Raw genomic sequence first — 25,278 nt, 5'->3', positions numbered from 1 at the left:
GGATACTGTGAGCCACGTTACTAGCTAAAGATGCTACCCCCGGTCCCGTTCAGCAGTGGAATCCGTCTCAAAAGATGTCGCGATACCCCACGTGGCGTTTGAGCGCGTCCACTTCAGCGCGGAGTTTCTCCACCTCGTTTTGCCAGGCTGCGGCCTCGGCCTTCCGGCGGCGGGCGTCCCGGGCCTGCACGGCGGCAGCCGCCAGCCCCACCGGAACCATGGCGGCCAGGGCCCACCCGGCGGCCGCGAAGAAACCCAGCGCCACGGGCAGGGCGGCCTGGAAGTCGATGAAATCGTTGGCCCTTCCCGCCAGGTCGGCCATCGCCGCGTTGAGCGGCTGCAGGAACTGGCCCACCACCGGCGTTCCGGAAAACGACGGCGGGTCAAGCCTGGCGTGCGCGTCCCCGCCCCAGCGCCCGTCGGCAAGGTGGTTCAGGACATAGATGCCGGCGCCAGTGTTCGCTGCCATAAAGACGGCGACGGCGGCCAGCGCTGCGAGGTCGGGCCGGCGTCGGCGCCAGAGCAGCACAGCCCCGCCTGCGGCAAGCGCCGCGAGCCAGGTCAGCGCTGCCAGCCATTCCCGGTTTACTCCTGCGAGGATGTCCACCCACCCATTCAACCCCGGCGGACCACCTTGAAGTTGAAGTCGGGGGTTCCCAGCGCGCCAAAGAGCCGCAGCCACAGCGGCAGCACCATTTCGGCACCGCGGGCACTGGTGATGTCGCCCAGGTCGATGATGTCCTTGTGGCCGAGCTCCGCCAGGAGTCCGGCCACGGTTTTCTTGGCGTCGGGGTCGTCGCCGGACAGGAACACGGAGTGCTCCCCGTCAGCCAGGCGCTGCGGGTCCACCATCAGCCCGGCGTTCATCGTGTTGAGCGTCTTCACCACCCGGGCTTCGGGAAACGCCCGCTGGATGCGCTCGGCGAGGCTCTCGGTGTTCACCGGGTTCAGCACCGGCGGCATGCCTTGCGTGGAGTCCAGCGGGTTGGAGACGTCCATGAGAATCTTCCTTGCCAGCCGTGCCTCGCCGGCCGCAGCCAGGGCCGCCAGTGATGCAGTTCCGTTCGTGGCGTTGACCACCAGTTCGCTGTCGGCTGCCGCTTCCGCGAACGTCGCCAGCCTGATGCCGGCGTGGCCTTCCAGCCATTGATTGAAGGGCGGGCCGCCCATGGCATCGGGGGCGCTGCGGGCGGCGGTTTCGCCGGGGTCCCGTGTACCCAGGACAACGTCGTGTCCCAGCCTGTTGAACGCTGCCGCCAGCGCCCGCCCTACGGTGCCCGTACCAAGAACTGCGATCCTCATGGCAGAACGCTACCCCCCGGGCCGGCCGGCAGGCAGTCCGCGGCGGCAAATACCCAGTGAGCCGTACCGGCAGGCGGAATGAACGGGAATGGGCCGCGGTTGTAGCGTGGGCAGACGCAACCGGAAGGAACCATGACCACTACCCCAGCCGCCGCCACGTCAACCGCGCGGGTGGAGCGCTGGCAGCGCTTCCGCGCCAACCGCAACAAGGCCTTGGCAGCCCCGCACGGCTGGCTCACCCTCACGTCGCTCCAGTGGCTCGAGGACTCGCCCACCGCCGTCGAACTTGTCCCCGGCCTGTGGTCCACGGACGGCACCGATTCAAGAGAAGGTACGACGGCGTTCCTCACCGCGGTTCCGTCCGACGAGCTCACGCTGCTGGAGTCGGGGGAAACAGTGGACGGCACCATCTCCGCGGTCCTGGCGGACGAGGAATCGCTGATGTGGGTGCAGTTCGGCGGCCCCGACGGGGACCAGGTGGTGGTGGAATTGGCCATGCGCGGCGGCAGATATGCGGTCCGGACCCGGGACGCGGCATCGCCGGTCTTTACGGAGTTCGACGGCGTGCCCACCTTTCCGTACAACCCGGACTGGGAAGTGGCGGGCCGGTTCGAGCCCTACCCCGCCCCGGTGGACGTGCCGATCGGGACCGCGAACCCGTTGGTTGACGGCGTGCACCGCTCCGTTGGCGAGGTAGTGTTCAGCTTCCCGGGCAGCAGGCACGAGTTCCGGCTCCAGGCGGAAGAGGAGAAGCTTGGCGCCCTGACCGTCACGTTCCATGACGAAACGAACGGCGACACCACGGACGATTGGCGCAAGCTCTCACTCCCCCGACCCCGGCCGGACGGCTCCGTGGTGCTGGACTTCAACCGGGCCATCAACTACCCCAGCGCCTTCACCCCCTACGGCACCTGCCCCATGCCGGTGAAGAACAACAGCCTCGACATCCGGGTGGAGGCCGGCGAGAAAGAGCCCTACCCCGCTTAGGAAATGGCTGAGATCCCGGTGATGGCCCGGCCCACGATCAGGGTGTTCACCTCGAACGAGCCCTCATAGGTGTAGATGGCCTCTGCGTCGGCGAAAATCTTGGCCATCCGGTAGTCGGTGACGATGCCGTTCCCGCCCAGGATGGAACGGCCCAGGGCCACGGTTTCCCGCATCCGGGCGCTGAGGTAGGACTTGGCCAGCGCCACCTGGGGCATGCCCGCCCCGCCGTTGTCCTGCAGCCTGGCGATCCCGGCCATCATGGACATGCTTGCCACGGTGTTGCCCAGCATGGTCACCAGCTGCTGCTGGATGAGCTGGAAATGCGCCAGCGGGCGGCCGAACTGGTGGCGTTCGACTGCGTACTGCCGGGCGACGTCGAAAGCGGCCAGCTGCTGGCCCACCGTTTGCCAGGCCACCATGATCCGGGAGCTTCGGAGCAGTTCCTTGGTGTCTTCGAAGCTGCTGATCCCGCTGAACCGGTCCGCTTCCGGAACCCGGACGTCCTGGAATACGATGTCGGCGTTCTGGACGGTGCGCAGGGCGATCTTGTTCTCGATCCTGCTCCGGCTGACCCCCGGCAGGGTGGCGTCCACGATGAAGCCCCGCACGGAACCGTCCGCCTCGTCCCGGGCCCACACCAGCATGTAGTCGCAGAACGTCCCGTTGCCGATCCACCGCTTGGCGCCGTTGAGCACCCAGGTGTCGCCGTCGCCGTCCGCTTCTCCCGTGCTGGAGGAGATCCGCCGGACCCTCGTCTCCAGCCCGCCGGCCACATCGGAACCATGCAGGGGTTCGGTCAGGGCGAAGGCACCGGTGGTGCGCAGCTCCGAAGCGTCGGCCAGGAGCCGCTCTTTCTGGTCCTTGCTGCCAAAGGTGTGCAGCGACTCGACGAAGAGGTCGTGGTGCACCAGGAAGAACGTGGCCAGGGAGGTGTCCACCCGGGTTATCTCCGCAATGACGAGCCCGGCGAAGAGGTGGCTGTAGCCGCGGTGGACGGGCGTGCTCAGTTCCAGGGCGGCGAGCTTGGGCAGGATGTGGGCGGGGAATTCGGCTTTGTTCCACCAGTCGCCGGCGTGGGGTGCCACCTCGGCGGCGAGGAAGTCGCGGAGTTCGGCCAGTTTGTTCCGTTCGTCCTGGCCCAGCATCGATTCGACGGCGAAAAAGTCCGGTGCCGGCAGCTGCGGCATGTCCGGCGCGCTCATTTCGGTCCCATCCGGATGGCGCCGTCCAGGCGGATGGTTTCACCGTTCAGCATGGCGTTGTCCACGATGTGCGCCACCAGGTTGGCGTACTCCGCGGGTTTTCCCAGCCGTGACGGGTGCGGAACCTGGGCGCCCAGGGAGTCCTGGGCCTCCTGCGGCAGGCCCGCCATCATGGGGGTTTCGAAGATTCCCGGCGCAATAGTGACCACCCGGACCAACGAGCGCGCCAGCTCGCGCGCGAGGGGCAGCGTCATGGCAGCCACCGCACCTTTGGACGCTGAGTAGGCGGGCTGTCCGATCTGCCCGTCGAAGGCAGCCACGGAGGCGGTATTGATGATGACGCCCCGTTCCGGGCCGCCCAGCGGGGTGGCGGCGGGCTCGGTGGCCACCATCGCTTCGGCTGCCAGCCGCAGGACGTTGAAAGTCCCGATCAGGTTGACCTGGACGACCTTGCTGAACGTTTCCAGGGGCAGCACGCCGTCCCGTCCCAGCACTTTCCCGGGAGTGGCAATTCCGGCGCAGTTCACCACGATCCGCAGCGGTCCCAGCCCTGAGGCGGTCCCGACGGCGGCGCGGACGTCGGCCTCGTCCGTCACGTCCGCCGGGGCGAAAGCGGCGGACTGGCCGGCTGCGGCGCGGGCGTTCAGTTCGTCCGCCAACGCCTGCCCGGCCGAGGACGGCAGGTCAAGGAGCACTACGGAGGCGCCGTCGTCGAACAGCCTCCGTGCCGTAGCTGCCCCCAGCCCGGAGGCGCCGCCTGTCACCAGTGCGACGCTGCCTGCGATGTCCATACATCCTCCTTGATGCGTGTTCCCATGCCACGGCGCGGCGTCGGGCAACAGTTAATGAATGTTAACTGAAATCGGGCACGCCCGCACTCTTTGGCGCCGCGGGCGGGAAACGCGGCAGGGTGCCCCGTTAGGGTGGACGGCATGACTTCCACGAGCGACCCGGACGACGGATGGCAGGAGAAGGCGAACCACGCGGCCCGGTCCGTGACCGCACTGTTTGGCCGGAGGCTCCTGTTCCTGCCGGGAACCCACTTGGGTGCCATCCTTTGGCAGGGCAAGCAGCCCAGGGCAGGCACCCAGGCTCCGGCGGGGCAGGGGCCTGCTCCCGGGGGTCAGGAACAGGACCCAGGGCAGGAACAGGGAGCAGCCGGATGGCCGCAGCGGTGGCTGGCGACCCTGCGGCGTGCCAGGCCTGCCGCAGCGCTGCTCCTGCCATGGCACTACTGGTGGCAGGCGCACTATGTGGACTGCCTGGTGGACACCGGCCGGCGGGAGCTTGGCGGAGGGGCCACTCCGGCGGCCCGGTTCAACGGACCGCAGCGGCCCAGCGCGGGGCGCCTGGCCTCACGCCTGGTCACCGGTATCAGGCTCCGCAACGCCCTGACCTTCGTCAACAACTACTACGACGACATGGCCTGGCTTGCCCTGGCCACCCTCCGGCTGGACAGCCTGGCCGAGGAGAGCCGGCGCCCGGGCCGCCGGCGCAACGCAGCGGTCAGGGCATCGCTCACGCTCCAGTTCGACGCCGCCTGCACGGACGACCTGGGCGGCGGCACGTTCTGGAGCAGGAAGCGGGACTTCAAGAACACCCCGGCCACGGCGCCGGTGGCCCTGTTTTACGCCCGCACCGGACAGCAAGCCAAGGCTCAGGCCCTGCTGGACTGGCTCGACGCCACTCTTTTCGACCCGGACCAGGAACTGTACCTGGACGGCGCGCGCCTCACCCCCGCCGGCGAGGTGGTGCTGGAGCGCGCCGTGTACACGTACAACCAGGGGCCGGTGCTGGGGGCACTCCTGGAAGTGGGCGGGGACGCGAACCTGGCCCGGGCCGCGGTGCTGGTGGAGTCCGTGCGGCGCAGGCTGACAATCCCGGCCGCCCCATCGAGGCAGGACGGTTCGATGCAGCGCAGCGTGCTCCGCTGCGACGGAACCGGCGACGGCGGCCTGTTCACCGGGATCCTCTGCCGCTACCTGGCGCTCGCTGCGGCGGACCCCCGGCTCCCCGGCTCCACGCGGGACACCGCTGCCCGTCTGGTGACGGACACCGCGGAGGCGTTCTGGACCGGCCGCCGCCCGGTGGGCAACGGCGAAGCAGGACCCCGGCTGGCGGGCAGGAGCATCTTCTCCATGCATGCCGCCCAACCGGCGGCCGCGACGTATCCGCCGGGGGCCGCCGTCGAGCTTTCCACCCAGCTCCAGGCCTGGATGACCCTGGAGGCCGCGGCGTCGGTCAGCGCGGCGGGCCGGCCTTGCGCCTAGCGGATGCCGGCCAGCGGAGTGACGGTGCCGCCCTTGAGCTGCACCCCGCCGTCCCCCGCCAGGCGCGCCTCCCGGTGGCCCGCCGGCGGGAATACGAGCGACGTCACCGTCTGCCCGGCCACGAAAACCTCCACCGAGGACCTGTCCACGAACACTGTCAGGCGCACGATGTCTCCGGCAGGCCGGGCCTCCACTGACCGGGCCGCCCGGTACGCATCGTCCGCGGCGGAGCCGGCCGGCCTGTCCTTGCCCCCGGCCACGGCGTCGCCGTCACGGACCACGAAGGCGCGGCCGGACGCGAAGTCATAACCGACCGTGGCGTAGGTGGTGCCCCCGCTCTGCAGGAGGAGCCGGGCGTCACCGGTCCCGCCGGCAGGTCTTTCCAGTTCGACGTCGGCCTTGAAGGCTCCGCTGTCAGGCACCGGAAGCGCCCTCCCGTCCCCCAGCCCGCCGCCTGGCACGTGGGCCGGCTCCCCCTCCAGCGACGTCAGCGCCGTGGTGGGGGACGACGCCAGCACAGGGCGGCCACTACCGGACTCCAGGCGGATGTCGCGGACCACCGATGCGGCCCCGTGCCAGTCCGTCGGGGGCAGTTGCCGTGCGTACGCCCAGTTGTTCATCCAGCCGATGGCGTGGCGGGACGCCTTGCGCTGGACATCGGGAAGCCGTGGGTCGTCCCAGGTGACGGCGGCGTAGAAGTCCGCTCCGCCGTCGAGCCATTGGTGCCCGCCCTCGGGGGTGAATGCCTTCCCGTCGAAACTGCCGGTCCAGTACGCCAGCCCGGTGGTGCGGCCCTCGGAGGAGCCGTTGGCGCTGGCGGCCAGGACCCAGGTGCGCTTGGCGGAGTCGCCGTCAACATCCATCTGGAAGAAGTCGGGGCATTCCAGGATGCCCAGGCCGTCCTGCCGGAATCCGGAAACATACGTCCATTGCTTCAGGTCCCTGGAGGTGTAGAAGCCGATCTTCGACCCTTCGGCGAGCAGCATCAGCCATTGGTTGTTGGCGTCGTCGCGCACAATCCTCGGGTCCCGCCAGTCCTCGGCGCCGGGATTCTCCATCACGGGGTTCTGCCCATAGCTTTGGAAGCTGTAGCCCTTGTCCGTGGAGTAGAACAGGGACTGGCGCTGGACGCCGTCATGCTGCTGGGTCAGGACAGCAATGACCGCCCCCTTGCCGAACCCTGCCGTGCCCTCCGTGTCCACCACCGCGGAGCCCGTCTCGATATCGCCCAGGCCGTTGCGGAATTTCTGGATGGCCACGCCCTCGTTCTTCCAGTGCACCAGGTCGGTGCTGGTGGCGTGGAACCATTCCGTGCCGTTCCCCTCCGGGTAGTCGGCGTTGTAAAGGTAGTAGTAGTGCCAGACCCCGTCCAGCAGGAAGGGCCGTTGGGGATCGTTCATCCAGCGCTGGTCGGGGCTGAGGTGGTAGGCGGGCCGGTAACCGGGACCCTGAGCCGGAGTCCCTTCCGAGGGGGCGGTTTCCGAGGGGGCGGCGGAGGAACCGGCAGGTCCGGGCCGGGCGCCTTCCTGCTGGTCTTCCTGCCCGCTTCCGGCAAGCACCAGCGAAACGGCCAGGGCCAGGACTGCCACCGCGGCCACCGCCGACCAAAGGATCGGGCGGCGCCGAAGGGCGGCAAGGAATGTTCCGGGAAGGGTGGAGGGCATGGTGGTGTCGATCCGTCGCTGAATGCACAAATGCCGTCCCCCGGATCGGGGAACGGCACCAGCGCAAGTGAACCATCGATTCTACCGGTTCGGCTCCCGGGACCCAACCGGATGACGTTACCCGGCCGCCTCCGGGTCCATGCCGGAGGGCCGCTTCTTTTGCGGATAAGGCGTCTCCCCCCTCGCCAGCATGTCCACGAAGCCTGCGATCCGGCGCTCGCGGGTGGCGGCCTGCTTTGCGGAGTTGGTCCGGTACACCAGGGCGAACAGGTTGGTTTTGGTGAGGACCTCGAACATCCCCTGCGCCGCCGGGTTGGCAGCGACGGCGGCGGCGAGGTCTGCCGGGACTTCCAGATCGGCCTGGCCGCCGTAGGCTGCGTCCCAGCGGCCGTCGGCCTTGGCAGCGGCAACGGCTGCCCGGCCGGCGTCGGTCATTTTTCCGGCTTCCTCCAGCCGGGCGATATGGCCAACGTTCCGGGCGGACCAGACGCTCCGGGGGCGCCGCGGGGTCATCCGCTGGAAGGAGCTTTCGTCGTCCCGGCGGCGCAGCTGTCCGTCGATCCAGCCAAAGCACAGGGCCTCGTCCAGGGCTGCCGGATAATCCAGGCTGGTCACCGACCCGCCCTTCTTGTGCAGGACCAGCCACACTCCGGGGCTGGTGCCGTGGTTCTCCTCCAGCCAGGCGCGCCAGGCAGCGGCATCGGGCACCAGCAGTTCCTCAAGGTCTTCGGCCATGGCCTAATTCTGCCGTTGAAAAGCCCGTTCACAAGCCCCGTGTGCAGCGCCGCGTCACGTGGCATCATTGCCCCTACAGACCCGTCCCCCAGCACCAAGGACAACGCCATGCTCCGAGTCCGCCCCGTCCATTCCACGTCCCGCACCGAGTCCTGGAAGCAGCTCCTCACGGCGTTGGGGATGGTCCAGACAGAGGACGACGGCGGGCGCCAGGTCTTCGATTCGGCGTCCGGACGGCTGGCGCTGCAGCCCGCAGAGGCAGGATCCGGGCAGGACGGCGGGACAGTATTTGCGGTTGAGGTGGGGGATGTTGCGGAATTTGCGCGCCGCACCAACCTGGCGGCCCACGAGGACGGAACGCAGGAAGACCGAACCGGACCGGCGGAGCTGGCTCCGGCCGGAGAGGAGACCTGCAGGATCACTGCGCCGGACGGCTTCAGCTTCGTGGCTGACAAGGCAGCCCATTTCGCCCAGTGCGCGGATGCCGACCCCTCGCTGGCCGTCGTCGGCGTCTGGTACACCGCTGACCCCGAGGCTGCGGCCCGGACGCTGCTGCATATTGGAGCGCGGCCGCGCCCGGTGCCGGACAATGATGAAACAGCCGACTTCACGGCCAAGAACGGCGGGGTCCTCCTGGTGCGCCCGGCGTCGGGGCCGTCCCGCGCGGGGCTGGGATTCGAGTACGGAGGCGGGCTGGAGCCCCTGCAGGAGCGGTTGGCCGCCGCAGGTTTCGCCACCAGCCTGACCGAAGAGGCCTTCGGCAGCACCCTGCATGTGGCCAATCCGGACGCCGGCAGCCCCAACGCGCCCGCCACCGTGTGGGTCTCCCAGCGCCGCCCCATGGGGTAGAACTTAAGCATGAACGTGCGCACACCTGACCCGAATCCCGGCTGGCTCTCTGAAGAAGACCTCTTTGAGGCACGGGGGCGCCTGCCCATGGTGTACGTGGAGGCAGTGCCGGTCCGGCTGGATCCGCTGGGGTACGTCAACGAGGTGGGCACGTTGCTGCAGGCGGACGCGGACGGAACCATGGTGCGTTCGCTGGTGTCCGGCCGGGTCATTTACCGTGAGACCATCCGCGCCGCCCTGCTGCGGCATATGGAAAAGGACCTCGGCCCCCTGGCGTTTCCGCAGCTCCCGCTCAGCCCTGTGCCATTCACCGTTGCCGAATACTTCCCCGCACCGTCCCAGACCGGCTTCACGGACGAGCGGCAACACGCCGTGTCCCTGGCCTACGTCATCCCGGTGACGGGTGAGTGCGAGCCCCGCCAGGACGCCCTGGAACTGACCTGGATGACCCCGCAGGAAGTCCTCAGCCCCGGCGTCCAAATGGAGTTTTCCGGCGGCCGCGGCGGCCTGATCCGGCAGGCCCTGGCGTTCGCAGGCGTGGGCTTCTAACCACCCCGCCGGGACGTGGGGGTCCCCGGTTTTGAGTGCCCGCCTTTGTAGACTGTAGGGCGGACCGCAAGAGAACCTAAGGACTCCCATGACCGAAACACCAGCCGCCAGGCACCACCGTGAACAGCAGGCTGGATCTCTGACCACCGGCAGCCACATCCTCCTCCCCGACGGCCGGCGCACCGCCGAAATCGACCAGGTGGAGCTCGAGCACGACGATTTCGGCTCCCCGGCACTGGTGCTGGCAAGCCTTTCCGGCGGCGGGACGTTGCGGGTGGCCATCGGCACAATGGTCACCGTGGTGGAGGGAACGCACGACGACGTCACCCAGCTTCCGCTGCCGGCAAACCTTCCGGAGACCGCGCCGCCCGTGGAGGCCGACGCACCCAACGACGGCCCGCCCAAAACAGCCACGGGGCAGGAGCAGCCCGGCGCCGGGACCGGGCCCATCGCTGTGGCGCCCGCCGTCGTCGTACCTCCGCTGCCGCCGGCCCCGCCTGCGGTGACCGGGCCCAGCGAGGAGGAACTTGCGCTTATCCCGGCACCGGCCGGCACTCCCGAATCCGTGGTGGAAGCCGCCGCCGAGGCGCACCCGGATGCCCAGGGCGTCCTGCTCCTGGCCGACCGGCTTTCCAAGGGCGTCAACTTCAAGTCCGGAAGCTGCCTGAAGGACCTCAGCGACCTGGCGCACGAACTGTTCATCACGCTCAAGGACCCCGACGGCGCCCTGTCGGTGGCGGACCTCCTCACGGTGCTGCCGTATGACGGCAATCCCGGCCGGTGGAGCTCGGTGGAAGCAGCCCTGGCGCTGGCCAGCTACATCTGCCGGCAGGACGGCCAGGATGAACGCGCCGAAGTCTACGAAAAACTGATCCGCACCCCCGAAAACCAGGAAACGGACCCGTTCAAGGCGCGGATGGCCGCCAGGGTGCGGCAGCGCTCGCTCAACGAACCCAACCTGTACGACAAGGAAATCTTCCGCTCGATCGACAACTCCAACCATGACGCCGAACGTGAATGGCGGCTGCTGCGGCTGGAATCCCTGCTGTTCCTGCGGGCCCACGGCGGCTCGGAGACCATCGGGATGTCCGAACTGGAGCGGCGCATCAGCAATGAGCTGGAGTCGGTCCGCGCCTGACCTCCGGGCGCTGTCCCCATACGGGGATTTCCCCCTACCCGGGCCCCTGTGCGGGGCGTACATTCGGGGCTATGACGAACAATCTCAGCGTAGTGATCAACGCCGACGCGCCGCAGGTCTGGACCATGCTGCGCGAACCGTCCAAGGTGGCACAGTGGCACGGCTGGCAGGCCGAGGACCTGGAATCCGAGATCAAGGAGATCTACTTCTCCAGCGACGTGGAGGAATCTGCGGACCACACCAGGCTCACGGTGCACGGCGGGGACACGTTTGAACTGCACCCGGTGCCCGAAGGAACCCGGGTCAGCGTTACCCGCGGGGCACTGGACCATGATTCCGAGTGGGCGGCCTGGGACGAGGACATCACCCAGGGGTGGCTGACCTTCCTGCAGCAGCTCCGCTTCGCCCTGGAACGCCACCCGCACGGCAAGCGCCATACCCTGTTCCTGCACCTGACGGACGGAAAGGGCTCCGCGATCGAAAAGCTGGGGCTTGCCAACCTTCCTGCACCCGGCGAGCCGTACCAGGTCACGCTGGACAGCGGCGAGGAGATCAGCGGCAAGGTCTGGTTCCGGACCAGCCACCAGGTGGGACTCACGGTGCACAGCTACGCCGAGCACGGCGAAGGGCTGCTGGTGGTGGCCGATCATCCCGCCATCAAGGATGTCCGGGCCGAGGGCGAGGGCTCGCTGGTCATCGCCTCCACCTACGAGCTGGGTGCGGGCAGGCTCGAGGCCATCAGGTCGTCCTGGGATTCCTGGCGGTCCAGCAACTACCCGGGGTCGGACCCCGCCAGCTGAGGGCCCCGGTGGTTTGTTAAGGCGGCCGGGTTTGCTGGCACACTGGTACCGTGCCAGCCAACCCCGCCTTCGCCCTGCCTGCTACCCGGTCACAGTTTTCCTTCACGGTGGGCACGCGCCTGGCGGAGTCCAACCCGCCCACGGACGCGCAAGTGGCCGGCAACGGCGGAGAGTTCCTGGGCCGGACCGGCACCATCACCACCCCGCACGGCGACATCCAGACGCCGGCGTTTATTGCCGTCGGCACCAAGGCCACCGTGAAAGCGGTGCTCCCGGAATCCATGGCGGGCCTGGGCGCCCAGGCATTGCTCGCCAACGCGTACCACCTGTACCTCCAGCCTGGCCCGGACATCCTGGATGAAGCCGGCGGCCTGGGTGCTTTCATGAACTGGCCCGGCCCCACCTTCACGGACTCCGGCGGGTTCCAGGTAATGAGCCTTGGGTCCGGCTTCAAAAAGGTCATCGACATGAAATCGGTGGACGCCTCCGGCCCGGACGATGCCGTTGCCCCCGGCAAGGAACGCCTGGCGCACATTGACGACGACGGGGTCTGGTTCAAGTCCCACCTCAACGGGGACCGCCACCGCTTCTCCCCCGAAATTTCCATGCAGGTCCAGCACCAGATCGGTGCGGACATCATGTTCGCCTTCGACGAGCTCACCACCTTGCAGAACTCCCGTCGCTACCAGGAGGAGTCCCTGGAACGCACCCGGCTGTGGGCGGAGCGCTGCCTCGAGGAGCACTTCCGCCTCACCGGGGAACGGGCGGGCAAACCGTACCAGGCCTTGTTCGGCGTGATCCAGGGTGCGCAGTATGAGGACCTGCGCCGGAAGGCCTGCCGGGACCTCGGTGCCATGCCGTTCGACGGGTTCGGCATCGGGGGGGCGCTGGAGAAGGAGAACCTGGGCACCATCGTGCGGTGGTGCAACGAGGAACTGCCGGAGGACAAGCCGCGACACCTGCTGGGTATTTCCGAGCCCGATGACATTTTCACGGCCATCGAAAACGGCGCCGACACCTTCGACTGCGTTTCCCCCACCCGGGTGGCCCGGAACTCGGCGTTCTACACCCCGTACGGCCGGTTCAACCTCTCGGGCGCCAAGTACAAGCGCGATTTCGGGCCGCTGCAGGACGGCTGCGACTGCTACGCTTGCGCCAACTACTCGCGGGCCTACATCCACCATCTTTTCAAGGCAAAGGAGATGGTCTCCGCTACCCTGATCTCCATCCACAACGAGCGGTTCGTGGTGAAGATGGTGGATGACGCCCGGCTGGCCATCGAAGCCGGTACCTTCTTTGACTTCAAGGCTGAAACCCTGGGCCGGTACTACTCCTGAGCGTCGCGCCCGGGGGCCTCCGCTATCCTGACCAAATGCTCATCGAGATCCAGGCCCCAGCAGGCCCTGCCGAAGCCCTCGTCGCCCGTCCGCCCACCGGAGAGGGCCCGTTCCCCGGTGTCATCCTGTATATGGACGCGTTCGGCCTGCGGCCCCGCCTCCAGGACATGGCCCAGCGCATCGCGGACTGGGGGTATGTGGTGCTGGCACCGAATGTTTTCTACCGGGAGGGAACGGTTGCGGAGCTGGCCCCTTCAATGGACATGACCACCCAGGAGGGCCGGGAAGCCGCGGGCAAGGCTGCATTCCCGCGGGTCGGCCGCCTGACACCGGACAAGGCCCTGCCGGACATCGATGCCTGGGTTTCGGCACTGGCAATGCTCGACGGCATCGCACCCGGCCCCATCGGGACCACCGGCTACTGCATGGGCGCCAGGCTCGCGGTCCGCACGGCCACCTCCCACCCGGACCTGGTGGCCGCGTGTGGCGGTTTCCACGGCGGTGGGCTGGCGACGGAGGACCCGGACAGCCCGCACTTGGGGCTGGGGAAGGCACGCGCGAGGTTCGTCTTCGGCCACGCGGACCACGACCGGAGCATGGCCCCCGACGCCGTCGCTCGCCTCGGCGAAGCGCTCAAGGACGCCGGGCTTGAGGCCTCCAACGGGATTTACGAAGGGGCGCCACACGGCTACACCATGGCGGACACCTCAGCCTTCAACCCCGAAGCAACGGAGCGGCACTTCCGCGAGTTGCGTTCCCTGCTGGACCGGTCCCTGAAGGGCTAACCCGGCGCCCGCCGTCGAACTCGCCGGAAACCTGCCGGATCGCCGGAAGGTTGCGGCGAACCGGACGGGTTCCGGCGATCCCGGGACTCGGGAGGGCCCTGGCCCGTTTTCCACATGACCACGGCGGCGCCTCCCGGAGCTGCCGTAGCGGCAGGATCCTGTCGGGATGACACCGCAACGGCCAGTCCCGCTCCCCGCGCTTCCGGGCACCGGCAACCTGTGGCGAACGGGACAACTGCACGAGAGGGGCCTCAATGCCCGGGCCATCAAGGCTCTGGTCCTCCACGGGCAGCTGGTCCGCCTCCGCCACGGATGCTACATCCGCGCCGAGCTGTGGGAGAAGCAGACGCGTCCCGTCCGCAGCAGGCAGCTGATTCGCGCCCATGCGCACGGGACGCTGACCACCTCGGCGGGCCGCTATGTGTACAGCCACACTTCGGCTGCCCGGCTGCACGGTTTATATCTATGGGATGTTGATGACGTGATCCACCTTCTGCTGCGGGGGAATCCTTCCAGCGAGCGGCTCGGCAAGGATGTCCAGGGCCACACCCGGCCTTGGACCGCACCGGAGGTGGTGACTCTCGCCGGCCTCCGGGTGACCTCGCTGGAGAGGACAGTCGTGGATTGCGCCATGATGCTGGGTTACCGGCAGGCACTGGTGCTGACGGACCATGCCCTCCGGCTCTGTGCTGATAAAGCCCTGATGGAACGCATGGCTGAGGGCCTGCAGGGACGCCGCGGCATCCGGACCCTCCGGCTGGCGCTCGCCAACGCAGATTCACGCTCCGAATCGGCCGGTGAGACACTCACGCGCGAACTCCTGATACGGCTGAAACTCCCCCTGCCGGAACCCCAGGTGGCGGTAGCTGCGCGTGCTGGCCGCTACCGGCTGGACTTCGCGTGGAAGGAGCAAAAGGTCGCACTCGAATTCGACGGGAAAACGAAGTACTTCGACTACAAGCCAACGGCCGAGGTGCTGTTTCAGGAACGGCAGCGCGAGAAGGAGCTCACCGAGAATGGTTGGACCCTTGTCCGTGTGACCTGGGCCGATCTTTTCCGCGAGCATGAGTTCAAAGCCCGTATCCTTGCCGCGCTGCGGCGGTAGCCATGCCGCCGGAGCGCCCAACCGCCGGAAAGATGCCAGATCGCCGGTTTTTTCCGGCGATCTGGCACCTTTCCGGCGTGTGGGGACTTGAGGCACCGGTTTGGCAGGGGTCCGACGGCGGGTGGCAGGATGGGCACATGACTTCCGCTTCCACTGACGCAACACTGTCCGCCGCCGGCCCCGCCGTCGTCCTCACCATCGCAGGCTCCGAAGCCACCGGTGGCGCGGGCGCCCATGCTGACCTGAAGACCTTCCAGGAGCTCGGCGTCTTTGGCATCGCCAACCTGACGTGCGTCGTCTCGTTCGATCCGAAGGACAGCTGGAACCACCGTTTCGTGCCGATGGACCAGCAGGTGATTGCCGACCAGCTGGAGGCGACGACGGCGGCGTACGGTCCGGCGTCGGGCGCGCCTTCGGTTCTGGACACGGTGAAGATCGGCATGCTGGGCAGCCCTGCCACGATCAGCACCGTAGCCGGGGCCCTGCAGGAAAACAGCTTCGCCAATGTGGTCCTGGATCCGGTGCTGATCTGCAAGGGCCAGGAGCCGGGCCACGCTCTGGATACGGACCAGGCCCTGAAGGCGCAGATCCTGCCGCTGGCCACGTTCGTCACCCCCAACCACTTCGAGGCGGAGTCGCTGTCCGGCCTGGAGATCACCGACGTCGAGTCCCTTAAGGCCGCGGCCGTCCGCATCCACGAACTCAGCGGCGCCGCTGTCCTGGCTAAGGGTGGGGTCCGGCTGGACGGCCCTGACGCCGTCGACGTCTTTTTCGATGGCGAGACCCTGGAAGTCCTGGCCGCCCCGAAGGTGGGCGAGGTAGCTGTCTCCGGCGCCGGCTGCTCGCTTGCCGCGGCCGTGACGGCGGAACTCGCCAAGGGCGCTACCCCGCTGGAAGCCGCACGGACTGCCAAGGACTTCGTCACCGCCGGCATCCGCAACCGCGTCGCCTCCGGTGCCCCGTTCGATGCCCTGTGGCAGGGCGGCGCCCGCTAGAAAGCGCGCCGCCCTGCCACCGCGCCTAGCGCCGCGGGATGTTCCGCAGGTTGCTGCGGGCCATGCTCACGGCCTCGCCTGCGCCGCGGTTCAGCACCACCTTGGACATCGCCGTGGCGAAGCCAATCACCTGGGAGCCGGAGATCTTCGGCGGGATGGAGAGGGCTTTGGGATCGGTGATGAGCTCCACCAGTGACGGTCCCGGGTGCGCGAACGCTTCCCGGTACGCCGTCTCGATCTGCGCGGGATCGGTGACCCGGACAGAGTGGAAGCCCAGCGCCTTGGCCACCTGCGCGTAGTTTGCGTCCGGCACGTCCACGCCGAAATCAGGGAGGCCGTCCACCAGCATCTCGAGCTTGACCATGCCCAGGGTGGAGTTGTTGAAGACCACCACGTTGACCGGCAGTTTGTAGGCGGCGGCGGTGATGAGCTCGCCCAGCAGCATGGACAGCCCGCCGTCACCGGACACCGAGATGACCTGCCGGCCGGGGTATGCCAGCTGGGCGCCGATGGCGTGCGGCAGGGCGTTGGCCATGGAGCCGTGCAGGAAGGACCCAATCAGGCGGCGGGTGCCCAGCGGGTTGATGTAGCGGGCGGTCCAGACGTTGCACATGCCGGTATCGGCGGTGAAGATGGCGTCCTCGGCCGCCACCTGGTCCAGCAGGGAGGCCGCGTATTCCGGGTGGATGGGCTGCTTCTTCTCCACCTTGCGGGTGTAGGCGCCCACGGCTTTGTTCATCAGCCGGTCGTGCTTCTTGAGCATCTGGTCCAGGAACCTGCGGCTCTTCTTGGCCTTCACCAGCGGCAGGAGCGCGCGCAGGGTGGGCAGCACGTCGCCGTGGACGGCAATGTCGACGTCGGTCCGGCGGCCCAGCCGCTGCGCCGCCCGGTCCACCTGCGCGGTCCTGGTGTCGGGCAGGAACTGGTCGTAGGGGAAGTCGGTCCCCAGCAGGATGAGCAGGTCGGCGTCCTCGATGCCTTCGGCTGCGGCCCCGTAGCCCAGGAGCCCGGTCATGCCGATGTCGAAAGGGTTGTCGTACTGGACAAAATCCTTGCCCCGCAGCGAATGGCCCACGGGCGCCTTGGCCAGTTCGGCGAGCGCCATCAGTTCCGCGTGCGAGCCCTCGACACCGGCCCCGGCGAAGATGGCCACCTTGCCGGCGTCGTTGATGGCGTCCGCGAGCGCCTGGACGCCTGCCAGGTCCGGGACCAGGCTGGCGGGCCGGAACGTGGCGGGCAGCGGGGTGGGTGCCACGGCTTCCAGGCCCGCGATGTCACCGGGCAGGGTCACGACGGCGACTCCCCCGAGGCCCAGCGCGTGCTGGATGGCGCTGTGCATGACGCGGGGCGCCTGCTCGGCGGTGCTGACGAGTTCCGAGTACACCGAGCATTCGTTGAACAGCCGGTCCGGGTGGGTTTCCTGGAAGAAGCTGCTGCCGATCTGCTTGCTGGGGATGTGCGAGGCGATGGCCAGCACGGGTGCCCCGGAGCGGTTGGCGTCATACAACCCGTTGATCAGGTGGAGGTTGCCGGGGCCGCAGGAGCCGGCGCACACCGCGAGCTTGCCGGTCAACTGTGCTTCGGCGGCCGCCGCGAACGCTGCCGCTTCTTCATGCCGGACGTGCACCCAGTCGATCCCGCCCTTCGCCGAGCCTCCTGTCTGGCGGACCGCGTCCACGATGGGGTTCAGGCTGTCGCCCACGATCCCGTAGATCCGCTGCACGCCGGCAGCCTGGAGTTGTTCGATGAGCTGGGTGGCAAGTTCCTTGGCCATGGGTGGCAGACTCCCGCGATTGTGGTGGTGTGCTGACATGGCCCAATATAGTCGGCCCGCCTTGGCTGGCTTCCTTGGCGGTTTCCCAGGCCGGCTCCTCTGGCGGAGTCGGCCGCTTAGTTCAGTGCGGCTTCCGGCACGGCCCCTACCTCGGCTGCGAGGGCTTCAGCGAGCAGGGTTGCCGTCCGAACAATAAACGCACGACGACGGGTGGTGCGGTCTGCGCTGCTGCCCGCCAGGAGGGTGTCGATCTGGGGCAGGACGGGCCAGCCGTCACACAGGGTGATGACGGTGATCAGCAGGTCTGCGGCGTCGGTCCGGTCGATCCCGGGCAGGACGTCCAGGACCTGGCCAACCTTGATGGCGCAATGGTCCGAACGGGTGGCCCGGCTTACCGTTTCGCCGCCCCGCTCCAGGCCCTCCCAGAACAGGAGCCTGGGCAGGACGCCATCGGTGGTATGCCGGTCAAAGAGGCGTCCGGCGTAGTCCCCGAACGCCGACGGCCCCCTGCCGGCAATGGGCACTTCCGTCATGACGCGGACCATTTCTGCGGCCAGGACGGCGTCGAACAGCTCGTCCTTCTTGCCGAAGTACTGGTAGATGCGCTCCTTGTTCACGCCGGCGGCAGCCGCAATCCGGTCCACCCGCGCGCCGGCGAGGCCCTTGGCGCTGAACTCCTCAGTTGCAGCAGCGAGCAGCAGCTCTTTGGTCCGCTCAGTGTTCCATGCCATGACATAAGTCTACCCAATTCCAACCAGGTAGTTGCAATTGCTTTCGCCGGCGTTTATTGTCGTTGCAAGTAAAAGCAACTAGCTAGTTGGAGTTTTCATGGCCACGGTTTCACATTCCGCATCCCCCGCCATTGCCGAGCCGGCCGCGCCCTCGTCGGAGACCCCGCCGCCGTCCGCGCCCTCGTCGGAGACCCCGGCGCTGGCAGCGCCGCCGTCGATCCATGTCCGCGCCGCCATTACCTGGCTGGCAATTTTTCCGCTTGTGGCGACCGGCATGATGGTGGCCGCTCCCCTGATGGAAAACTGGCACCCCATCTTCAGGGCGATGGCCCTGACCATGGTGGTGGTCCCCACCGCGGTCTATCTCGTGCTGCCCCGGCTGTTCGCCGCGCACGGCTTCCTGGCCGCCAGGCGGAGCATCCGCCGCTAGGACTCCCCCGCAACGCAAAAAGGAGGCGTACGACGGCGGCCCGGCAGCCGCCGTCGTACGCCTCCTTACTCATCAGGTGCTTTGGTGGGCCGCGGCGCTAAACGCCGAGCCGGTCGGTGTCTTTTCCTTCTCCCGAACTGGCCTGCTCCCAGGCGTGGCCCTGCTCGGCGTCGAGGTGCGTGGCCTTCTTGTTCTTCAGCGCAAAGATGTAGACCAGCAGCGAGATGCCGATCGCGATGGTGACGTAGGTGAAGAACAGTTCCTCCTGGCCTGCCTTCTGGAAGGCGGCGCCAATCAGCGGAACGGTGCCGCCGAACAGGGAGTTGGCGATCGCATAGCCCAGTCCTACGCCCAGGGCGCGGATGGAGGCAGGGAACAGTTCGGCCTTCACGAGGGCGTTAATCGACGTGTAACCGCCGACGATCAGCAGACCGCCCATCATCAGCAGGAACGCGGTGAACGGATCCTTGGTGCCGGCAAGGGTGGAGAGCAGCGGCCAGGTGAACAGGACACCCGTGATGCCGAACCAGAGCAGCAGCGGCTTGCGGCCCACCTTGTCCGAGATGATGCCGTAGACGGGCTGCAGGAGCATGAAGATGAACAGGGCCCAGAAGTTGATCACGGAGGTGTCGGTCTTGGCGATGCCGGAGGTATCGTTCATGAACTTCAGGATGAAGTTGGTGTAGGTGTAGAACGCCACGGTGCCGCCCAGGGTGATGCCGATGCAGACCAGCAGCGGCTTCCAGTAGCTGGTGAACAGCAGCTTCATGGTGCCGGGCTGGGCCTGACCGGCCACGGCGGGCGTCCTGGCCGCCTCGATCTGTTCGGCCGTGACGGTCTCCTCCATGGAGCGGCGGAGCCACAGGACAACGAGGGCCGCGACGCCACCGATGGCGAACGGGATGCGCCAGCCCCACTCACCCAGGTCGCCCTTGGGTATGACGTTCTGCAGGACCACCAGGACCAGGAGGGCCAGCATCTGGCCGCCGATCAGGGTGACGTACTGGAAGCTGGAGAAGAAGCCGCGGCGTTTGGAGGTTGCGGCCTCGGACATGTAGGTGGCGCTGGTGCCGTACTCGCCGCCAACGGAGAAGCCCTGGATAACGCGGACCAGCACCAGCAGGATCATGGCCCACAGGCCAATTTGCTGCTGTGTGGGCAGGATGGCGATCGCGAAGGAGCCTGCAGACATCATGGTCACGCTCAGCGTCAACGCGGCCTTGCGCCCCTTGCGGTCGGCGTAGCGGCCGAAGAACCAGGCACCGATGGGACGCATGAGGAACGACGTCGAGAAGACGGCCATGGCCTCAAGGCCCGCCTGCAGGTCGTCCTTGGAATTAAAGAAGTGCGACTGAAAGTAGGCGGCAAAGACGGTGTAGACGTAGAGGTCGTACCACTCCACGAGGTTGCCGGCCGAGCCCTTGAGGATGTTGCCCACCGCCCGACGGGTTTGGGCTGCCTCCGTTAGGGGCGCGGTATGTTGGGTGCTCATCGGTGAGTTCCTCCTTGTGGTGACATCGGCCTCCAACACCGGAGGGCCTCATCCACGGTATGGGTGATCCACCGCACAACCAATGCGGGCGGCACTTTCCTAACACTTCCTTAGGTTTCGCCTGGCCCGGCTTCCTGCACTGTTGGCCAGCCGCCGTCGGGCATAACCGTTCCCTAGGAGGTAATCTCCAAAGGCGGGGGATGAACCGCACACTGCAGCAAGGGAAATGGCCATGGACGTGCTGATCGTCGAGGACGACGACGCCATGGCCGGTGCCCTGACCGCCGCGGTGGAAAGCGCCGGGCTCCACGCGGAGCGGCTCTCCCGCGGGGCGGATGCGCTGCTCTCGCACCGGAACTTCCAGGTGATCCTGCTGGACCTGGGGCTGCCCGACATGGACGGGCTGGAGGTGCTGCGCAAGCTGCGGCAGGTCACCGATGTTCCCATTTTGATCCTGACCGCGCGCGACGACGAACGCAGCGTGGTGCTGGGGCTCCGCTCGGGCGCGGACGACTACCTGGTCAAGCCGGTGAAACTGGTGGAGCTGCTGGCGCGGATCGAAGCGGTGACGCGGCGGGCGGGACGGCAGCGCGGGACGGCCCGGGAGGACGTCATTGTGCTGGACGACCTGGCCATCGACCTGAACCGGCACACTGCATCAAGGTCAGGCATACCCCTCCCCCTGACTGCCACGGAGTTTGAGCTCCTGGCCCTGCTCGCACGCCACGCGGGTTCCGTAGTCACGCGCGAACAGATCCTGGACGCCCTCTGGGGTGATGCCTTCCTGGCGTCCTCCCGGTCTCTGGACGTCCACCTCACCGGGCTGCGGGCCAAACTGCAGAAGCCCGGCTTCATCATCAACGTCCGCGGCGTGGGCTACCGGGTGGAGGCGGCGTCCGGATGAGGCTGCGGGTGCTGGGCGTCCTCAGTGTGCTCTGCCTGGTGGTAGTCTTCCTGATTTCGGGGACCATCCTTGGTTCGGCGTCCCGGGAGCTCACGCAGGAGCTGCAGATCAACCGGGCGGCGTCCGTGAACCGGCTGGCGCAGGTGGCCTTTGATGCCGCCGGCGACGGGGACACGGCGCGGCTGCAGCAGGAAATGGATACGTACTCCGGACTCTACGGCGAGGGCATCGTGGTGCGCGTGCAGCAGCAAACCCTGGCGTCCGGCGGACTCGCGGCAGACCGGCCGGACGTGCAGAATGCCCTGTCCCTGGCCCGTCTGAACGTGAGCAACACATCCTTGGAACAGCTGGAGCCGCTGGGTTCCGGTTCCCGCGTCATCTTCCGGCCTTTTGGCAGCGCCAGCCAGGTCCTGGGCGCCGTGGTCCTGGACGTCCATGCCGACGCGGCGCAGCAGAAACTGCGGGAGCGCTGGCTCGGCGTGGGTGTTGCAGCCCTTGCCCTGGCCGCCGTGCTCCTGGTGGGGGCCGCCCGGGTCACGGGATGGGTCCTGCGGCCTGTCCTGCGGCTCGATTCGGCCGTGCATGAACTGGAGCGGACCGGGCGGACGGGAAGCCTGCCCGAGGACGGGCCGCCGGAACTTCGGCAACTGAGCCGGTCCTTCACGGCGATGGCCAACACCGTGAGCGCGAGCATGGCGGCGCAGCGGCAGTTGATCGCGGATGCGTCGCACCAGCTGCGGAACCCGGTGGGGGCGCTCCGGCTTCGGCTGGACCTGCTTCAGCTTGAACTGAAGACGGCGCGTGAACACGATGCCGCCGAACGGGCCATGACAGAGCTGGACCGGGTGGAGGAGATCCTGGACGGGGTGCTGAAGCTTGCGGCGGCGGAGCACCGGGCATCCGAAGGGTATCTGCGGGCAGCCGGCACCGGGGACCAGGCTCCTGTCCAGCCGATGGACCCGTTCCCCGTCCTCCAGGGGGAACTGGAGCGGGCGGCGCCGTTTGCGGAACAGGCGGGCTGCCGGCTGGTCCTGGCTCCCCCGCCGCAGCCCCCGGCCCTGATTGTGTGCCACCCTTCAGAGCTGGCCCAGATGACGGGCGAACTCCTCAACAACGCCATCAAGTATGCGCCAGGCGCGACCGTGACCGCAGCGGTCCGGCAGGAAGCCGGCGCCGTCGCGGTAGAAATTTCCGACGACGGCCCCGGACTTTCCGCTGCCGAGCGCGCCTCGGCTGCCACCAGGTTTTGGCGGTCACCACGGCACACCTCGATCCCGGGCACCGGGCTGGGCATGACCATCGTCGGCGAACTCGCAGCCGCCAACGGAGGCCGCCTGGAGCTGGCCGAAGCGGCTCCGCACGGGCTCGCGGCCCGGATCGAGTTTCCGGTTCCACCCGCCGGCCAGTTGGCATTGGGGCCCCGCGTGGGTGGTGCCGGTGCGTGATTCACTTGTCCCCGACGGTGCTGCCGTGCAGCCGCCGCGACGGTGGGTGCTGAAGTCCGCCGTCGCCGTCGGACTCGCAGCCTGCCTGCCGCCTGCCCTTGCTGCCTGTACCGGCGCGGACCGGCCGGAGGACCTAGTGGTGGCCGGCGGCGAACCGGGCGGTTTCTACCTGGAGTTCTCCACCCTGCTGGCGGCGGCCCTGGAACGCCACGGCGTAGCGGGTCATGCGCGGGCCGTCGCCACCGGCGGGAGCCTGGACAACATCGCTGAGCTGCGCGCGGGCCGGGCCGCCTTCGCCGTGGCCCTGGCCGATGCGGCCAGCCAGCCCGGCGGTGACTCCGCGGGGATCGCCGCCGTTGGCAAGGTGTACGAAAACTACGTCCACTGCGTAGTCCGGAAAGACAGCGGCATCCGGGACCTTGCCGGGCTGGCGGGACGCCGCGTAGCGGTGGGCCAACCCGGCTCCGGGACATCCCTGACCACTCCCCGGCTCCTCGAGGCGGCCGGTCTGGGCACCTCAGCGGATGCGGCCGCACCCGTGGCCGGAACAGCCGCCGTCGAGAATCTTGGCCTCAATGACGGGATCGCCGCGCTCAAGGCCGGAACCGTGGATGCCCTGTTCTGGTCCGGCGGTGTTCCCACGGCAGCGATTGCTTCCGCCACGCAGGACGTGGCGCTGGCGCTGCTGGACCTGTCATCGCTGCTGCCGGAGCTTCGCCGGCGGTACGGCGGGTTGTACGACCGCGTCCTGATTCCGGACGGCAGCTACCCGGGGGTTCCGGCCGTGTGGACCGTGGGCGCTCCCAACCTGCTCCTGTGCCGCCGCGATATGGACAGCACCACCGTGGAGCGGACCGTCCAGCTGCTGGTGCACTCTGCCGCCGAACTCATCCCACAGTCCAGCCTGGGTGTGCAGTTCCTCAGCGCGGAAAGCCTCATCAACACCGCCGGCGTTCCCCTGCACCCGGCCGCCGCGGACGCCTACCGGGCGCTGCACGGCTGACCCAACGCCCGCTCATCTCCTGCAGCAAACCTCCCAACGCCCCATCGCTTTTAGCGGCTTAAACCCCAACGCCCCATCACTTTCGTAAGGAAAGTGATGGGGCGTCCGGAAGAAGCCGGCAGGACCTGATGGGGCGTCGCTAGGAGCCGGAGTGTGCCTGCAGGAAGCTGTACACCTCGGTCTCATCCACGCCCGGGAAGGCGCCAGGGGGCATCGCGGCCAGCAGGTGGGAGTGGGCACGCGCCGAGGGCCAGGCGTTCCCTGCCCACTGGCCGGCGAGCTCGGCAGGAGGCCGTTTGCAGCAGGTGGGGTCCGGACAGTTGGAGGTCGCCCGCGCCGTGGTCTCGCGCCCGCGGAACCACTTCACGTGCTGGTACGGCACCCCGATGCTTAGCGAGAACTCCCCGGCGGCCGAGCGTTCCGTGCGCGCGGTGCACCAGTACGTGCCCGACGGCGTATCGGTGTACTGGCTGTAGGCACTGAACTTGTCCGGCACATCGAACACCGCCCGGGAGGTCCAGGCCTTGCACGACGGCTGGCCCTCGATGGCGCCGGTGTGGTCCTGGGGGAAGTTCACGCCGTCGTTCTCGTAGGCCTTGTAGATGATGCCGCTCTGGTGCGTCTTCTGGAAATGCGTGGTGATGCCCAGATGCTTTGTGGCCAGGTTGGTGAAGCGGTGCGCCGCGGTCTCGTAGGAAACCGCGAAGGCGTCCCGGATGTCCTCCACCGCGATTTCCTTGGCCGCCTTGGCTTTTTGCAAAAATTCGACGGTTGCCTGCTCGGGCAGGAGCAGGGCGGCGGCAAAATAGTTGGTGGCCACCCGCTGGGCCAGGAAGTCACCGTAGTTCTTGGGCGTTTCATGGCCCAGGACGTAGTGGCCAAGGGCCTGCAGCAGCACCGAGCGGGGGTCGTGGTCCTGCCGCTGGCTCTGCGTCAGGTAAATTCTGCGGTTCTTCAAATCCGTCACCGAGCGGGTGGAATGCGGCAAATCTCCCACATGGTGCAGGGTGAAACCGAGGTGCGCGGCGATGTCCGCGATGACGTGCTGGCTCAGCGGACCGGTGGTGTAGCCCACCTCCTTGAGGACCTTCTGCGCCTCGGCCTCGTACTCCGGGAAATAGTTCCCCCGCTCCCGCATCATGGCCCGCAGTTCACCGTTGGCGCGGCGGGCTTCCTCGGGGGTGGCTACTTGCTCGTTCATCTTCCGTTCGAGCTCGTGCAGCAGCCCCACCTGGGCCTCCAGCACATCCAGTGGAAGCCGCGAACTGATGCGGATTTTAGGCAGGTCAAGGGACTCGTAGAGCGGGCCGCGCTGGTAGCGTTCCAGCTCGATCTCGAGGGCGGCCCGGCGGCTGGGCGGCTCGGCCCCGAGCAGCTGGTCGATGCTGACATTGAGCGCCGACGCCAGGTGCTGGAGCAGGGTCAGCTTCGGTTCGCGTTTGCCGTTTTCGATTAGGCTCAGCTGGCTGGGGGCGGTTCCGACGGCGGCGCTCAGGTCATCGAGCGTGAGCCCGGCTTGTTTGCGCAGATGACGGACTCGGCGCCCCAGGGAAATGACATCAAGGTCCGTGGACGAAGCGGACGACGGCTGGGAAACGTCCCTGTTCCAGCTTGAAGGCGACATTTCTGAAGAATACGCGAAGAACTGCATTTCTTTCCACCCTTTTTCTCTAGAAAGGCGGTTGAAAGTGCTGAAAAGTAGTTGTCACGGAAAGAAACACCGCACCGGATAAGCCGGTGGGAACCTCAACGACGCGGTTCCCACCTACCCCCTCCGGAGC

24 protein-coding genes are annotated in these 25,278 nt (G+C 67.7%); 14 read left to right on the top strand and 10 right to left on the bottom strand.

Annotation, left to right across the window (positions count from 1 at the left end; translation table 11 throughout):
* Positions 1-67 precede the first annotated feature (67 nt).
* Positions 68-607: a hypothetical protein gene (locus tag ACTJK0_RS15505; protein WP_440745781.1), complete on the bottom strand. Its 540-nt coding sequence runs from the start codon at positions 605-607 to the stop codon at positions 68-70.
* An 8-nt stretch (positions 608-615) separates the two neighbouring features.
* Entirely contained in the window at positions 616-1,302 is a 687-nt protein-coding gene (locus ACTJK0_RS15500; RefSeq protein WP_440745780.1) for an NADPH-dependent F420 reductase, read from the bottom strand.
* A gap of 132 nt (positions 1,303-1,434) precedes the next feature.
* On the opposite strand from ACTJK0_RS15500, the gene ACTJK0_RS15495 reads away from it, so the two are divergent.
* Positions 1,435-2,289, top strand: a complete 855-nt coding sequence (locus ACTJK0_RS15495) for a DUF1684 domain-containing protein (RefSeq protein ID WP_440745779.1) — start codon at positions 1,435-1,437, stop codon at positions 2,287-2,289.
* Here the strand turns inward: ACTJK0_RS15495 and ACTJK0_RS15490 are convergent.
* Both ACTJK0_RS15490 and ACTJK0_RS15485 read right to left on the bottom strand, forming a co-directional pair.
* A complete protein-coding gene (locus ACTJK0_RS15490) occupies positions 2,286-3,491 on the bottom strand; it encodes an acyl-CoA dehydrogenase family protein (protein ID WP_440745778.1) in 1,206 nt (401 codons plus the stop codon). The two genes, ACTJK0_RS15495 and ACTJK0_RS15490, sit on opposite strands and share 4 nt — an antisense overlap.
* Positions 3,488-4,282, bottom strand: a complete 795-nt coding sequence (locus tag ACTJK0_RS15485; RefSeq protein ID WP_440745777.1) for an SDR family NAD(P)-dependent oxidoreductase — start codon at positions 4,280-4,282, stop codon at positions 3,488-3,490. The genes ACTJK0_RS15490 and ACTJK0_RS15485 overlap by 4 nt, the downstream gene beginning before the upstream one ends.
* A gap of 141 nt (positions 4,283-4,423) precedes the next feature.
* Here ACTJK0_RS15485 and ACTJK0_RS15480 point away from each other — a divergent pair, with 141 nt between their 5' ends.
* Positions 4,424-5,761 carry a glycoside hydrolase family 76 protein gene (locus ACTJK0_RS15480; protein WP_440745776.1) on the top strand — a complete coding sequence of 446 codons (1,338 nt, stop codon included), beginning with the start codon at positions 4,424-4,426 and terminating at the stop codon, positions 5,759-5,761.
* Here ACTJK0_RS15480 and ACTJK0_RS15475 read toward each other — a convergent pair.
* Positions 5,758-7,425 carry a glycoside hydrolase family 32 protein gene (locus tag ACTJK0_RS15475; protein WP_440745775.1) on the bottom strand — a complete coding sequence of 556 codons (1,668 nt, stop codon included), beginning with the start codon at positions 7,423-7,425 and terminating at the stop codon, positions 5,758-5,760. The genes ACTJK0_RS15480 and ACTJK0_RS15475 overlap by 4 nt on opposite strands.
* Before the next feature lie 117 nt (positions 7,426-7,542).
* On the bottom strand, positions 7,543-8,160 hold the full coding sequence (locus tag ACTJK0_RS15470) for a YdeI/OmpD-associated family protein (protein WP_440745774.1): 618 nt from the start codon (positions 8,158-8,160) through the stop codon (positions 7,543-7,545).
* Positions 8,161-8,268: 108 nt separating this feature from the next.
* On the opposite strand from ACTJK0_RS15470, the gene ACTJK0_RS15465 reads away from it, so the two are divergent.
* The 8 genes from ACTJK0_RS15465 to ACTJK0_RS15430 all read left to right on the top strand — a co-directional run bounded on the left by ACTJK0_RS15465 (position 8,269) and on the right by ACTJK0_RS15430 (position 15,718).
* The gene (locus tag ACTJK0_RS15465; protein WP_440745773.1) at positions 8,269-9,009 is read left to right on the top strand and encodes a VOC family protein; all 741 of its coding nucleotides are present in this window, start codon (positions 8,269-8,271) and stop codon (positions 9,007-9,009) included.
* A 9-nt stretch (positions 9,010-9,018) separates the two neighbouring features.
* Positions 9,019-9,558, top strand: coding sequence for an NUDIX hydrolase family protein (locus ACTJK0_RS15460; protein ID WP_110544343.1), 540 nt, complete (start codon positions 9,019-9,021; stop codon positions 9,556-9,558).
* Positions 9,559-9,646: 88 nt separating this feature from the next.
* Positions 9,647-10,696 carry a DUF6707 family protein gene (locus tag ACTJK0_RS15455; protein ID WP_440745772.1) on the top strand — a complete coding sequence of 350 codons (1,050 nt, stop codon included), beginning with the start codon at positions 9,647-9,649 and terminating at the stop codon, positions 10,694-10,696.
* A 71-nt stretch (positions 10,697-10,767) separates the two neighbouring features.
* Positions 10,768-11,496: an SRPBCC family protein gene (locus ACTJK0_RS15450; protein WP_440745771.1), complete on the top strand. Its 729-nt coding sequence runs from the start codon at positions 10,768-10,770 to the stop codon at positions 11,494-11,496.
* A gap of 50 nt (positions 11,497-11,546) precedes the next feature.
* Positions 11,547-12,833, top strand: a complete 1,287-nt coding sequence (tgt, locus tag ACTJK0_RS15445) for a tRNA guanosine(34) transglycosylase Tgt (protein ID WP_440745770.1) — start codon at positions 11,547-11,549, stop codon at positions 12,831-12,833.
* A gap of 35 nt (positions 12,834-12,868) precedes the next feature.
* On the top strand, positions 12,869-13,618 hold the full coding sequence (locus ACTJK0_RS15440) for a dienelactone hydrolase family protein (RefSeq protein WP_440745769.1): 750 nt from the start codon (positions 12,869-12,871) through the stop codon (positions 13,616-13,618).
* Positions 13,619-13,784: 166 nt separating this feature from the next.
* A complete protein-coding gene (locus ACTJK0_RS15435; RefSeq protein ID WP_440745768.1) occupies positions 13,785-14,723 on the top strand; it encodes a type IV toxin-antitoxin system AbiEi family antitoxin domain-containing protein in 939 nt (312 codons plus the stop codon).
* A gap of 137 nt (positions 14,724-14,860) precedes the next feature.
* Positions 14,861-15,718, top strand: a complete 858-nt coding sequence (locus tag ACTJK0_RS15430) for a hydroxymethylpyrimidine/phosphomethylpyrimidine kinase (RefSeq protein ID WP_440745767.1) — start codon at positions 14,861-14,863, stop codon at positions 15,716-15,718.
* Positions 15,719-15,743: 25 nt separating this feature from the next.
* On the opposite strand, the gene ACTJK0_RS15425 is transcribed toward ACTJK0_RS15430, so the two are convergent.
* The gene (locus tag ACTJK0_RS15425) at positions 15,744-17,492 is read right to left on the bottom strand and encodes a pyruvate dehydrogenase (protein WP_440745766.1); all 1,749 of its coding nucleotides are present in this window, start codon (positions 17,490-17,492) and stop codon (positions 15,744-15,746) included.
* Positions 17,493-17,608: 116 nt separating this feature from the next.
* Positions 17,609-18,223, bottom strand: coding sequence for a TetR family transcriptional regulator (locus ACTJK0_RS15420; protein ID WP_110544327.1), 615 nt, complete (start codon positions 18,221-18,223; stop codon positions 17,609-17,611).
* A 97-nt stretch (positions 18,224-18,320) separates the two neighbouring features.
* Here ACTJK0_RS15420 and ACTJK0_RS15415 point away from each other — a divergent pair, with 97 nt between their 5' ends.
* Positions 18,321-18,653: a hypothetical protein gene (locus ACTJK0_RS15415; RefSeq protein WP_440745765.1), complete on the top strand. Its 333-nt coding sequence runs from the start codon at positions 18,321-18,323 to the stop codon at positions 18,651-18,653.
* A 97-nt stretch (positions 18,654-18,750) separates the two neighbouring features.
* On the opposite strand, the gene ACTJK0_RS15410 is transcribed toward ACTJK0_RS15415, so the two are convergent.
* On the bottom strand, positions 18,751-20,145 hold the full coding sequence (locus ACTJK0_RS15410) for an MFS transporter (protein ID WP_440745764.1): 1,395 nt from the start codon (positions 20,143-20,145) through the stop codon (positions 18,751-18,753).
* A gap of 232 nt (positions 20,146-20,377) precedes the next feature.
* Between ACTJK0_RS15410 and ACTJK0_RS15405 the strand changes: the two genes are divergently transcribed.
* From ACTJK0_RS15405 to ACTJK0_RS15395, 3 genes are read left to right on the top strand one after another with little or no spacing between them, the layout of a single operon-like run.
* Positions 20,378-21,049: a response regulator transcription factor gene (locus ACTJK0_RS15405; protein ID WP_110544396.1), complete on the top strand. Its 672-nt coding sequence runs from the start codon at positions 20,378-20,380 to the stop codon at positions 21,047-21,049.
* Complete coding sequence (locus ACTJK0_RS15400; protein ID WP_440745763.1) at positions 21,046-22,494, top strand: sensor histidine kinase; 1,449 nt, start codon at positions 21,046-21,048, stop codon at positions 22,492-22,494. Before ACTJK0_RS15405 ends, ACTJK0_RS15400 begins: the two co-directional genes overlap by 4 nt.
* The gene (locus tag ACTJK0_RS15395) at positions 22,478-23,497 is read left to right on the top strand and encodes a TAXI family TRAP transporter solute-binding subunit (protein ID WP_440745762.1); all 1,020 of its coding nucleotides are present in this window, start codon (positions 22,478-22,480) and stop codon (positions 23,495-23,497) included. Before ACTJK0_RS15400 ends, ACTJK0_RS15395 begins: the two co-directional genes overlap by 17 nt.
* A 139-nt stretch (positions 23,498-23,636) precedes the next feature.
* Here the strand turns inward: ACTJK0_RS15395 and ACTJK0_RS15390 are convergent, their stop codons facing one another.
* Entirely contained in the window at positions 23,637-25,148 is a 1,512-nt protein-coding gene (locus tag ACTJK0_RS15390; RefSeq protein WP_440745761.1) for a helix-turn-helix domain-containing protein, read from the bottom strand.
* Positions 25,149-25,278: the final 130 nt, after the last annotated feature.

The sequence above is a fragment of the Paenarthrobacter sp. 22069 genome, from assembly GCF_052046035.1.
In the GTDB taxonomy this organism is placed as follows: Bacteria; Actinomycetota; Actinomycetes; order Actinomycetales; family Micrococcaceae; genus Arthrobacter.
The sequence above is the reverse complement of the archived record's forward strand: the minus strand, read 5'-3'. Positions and strand labels throughout refer to the sequence as shown.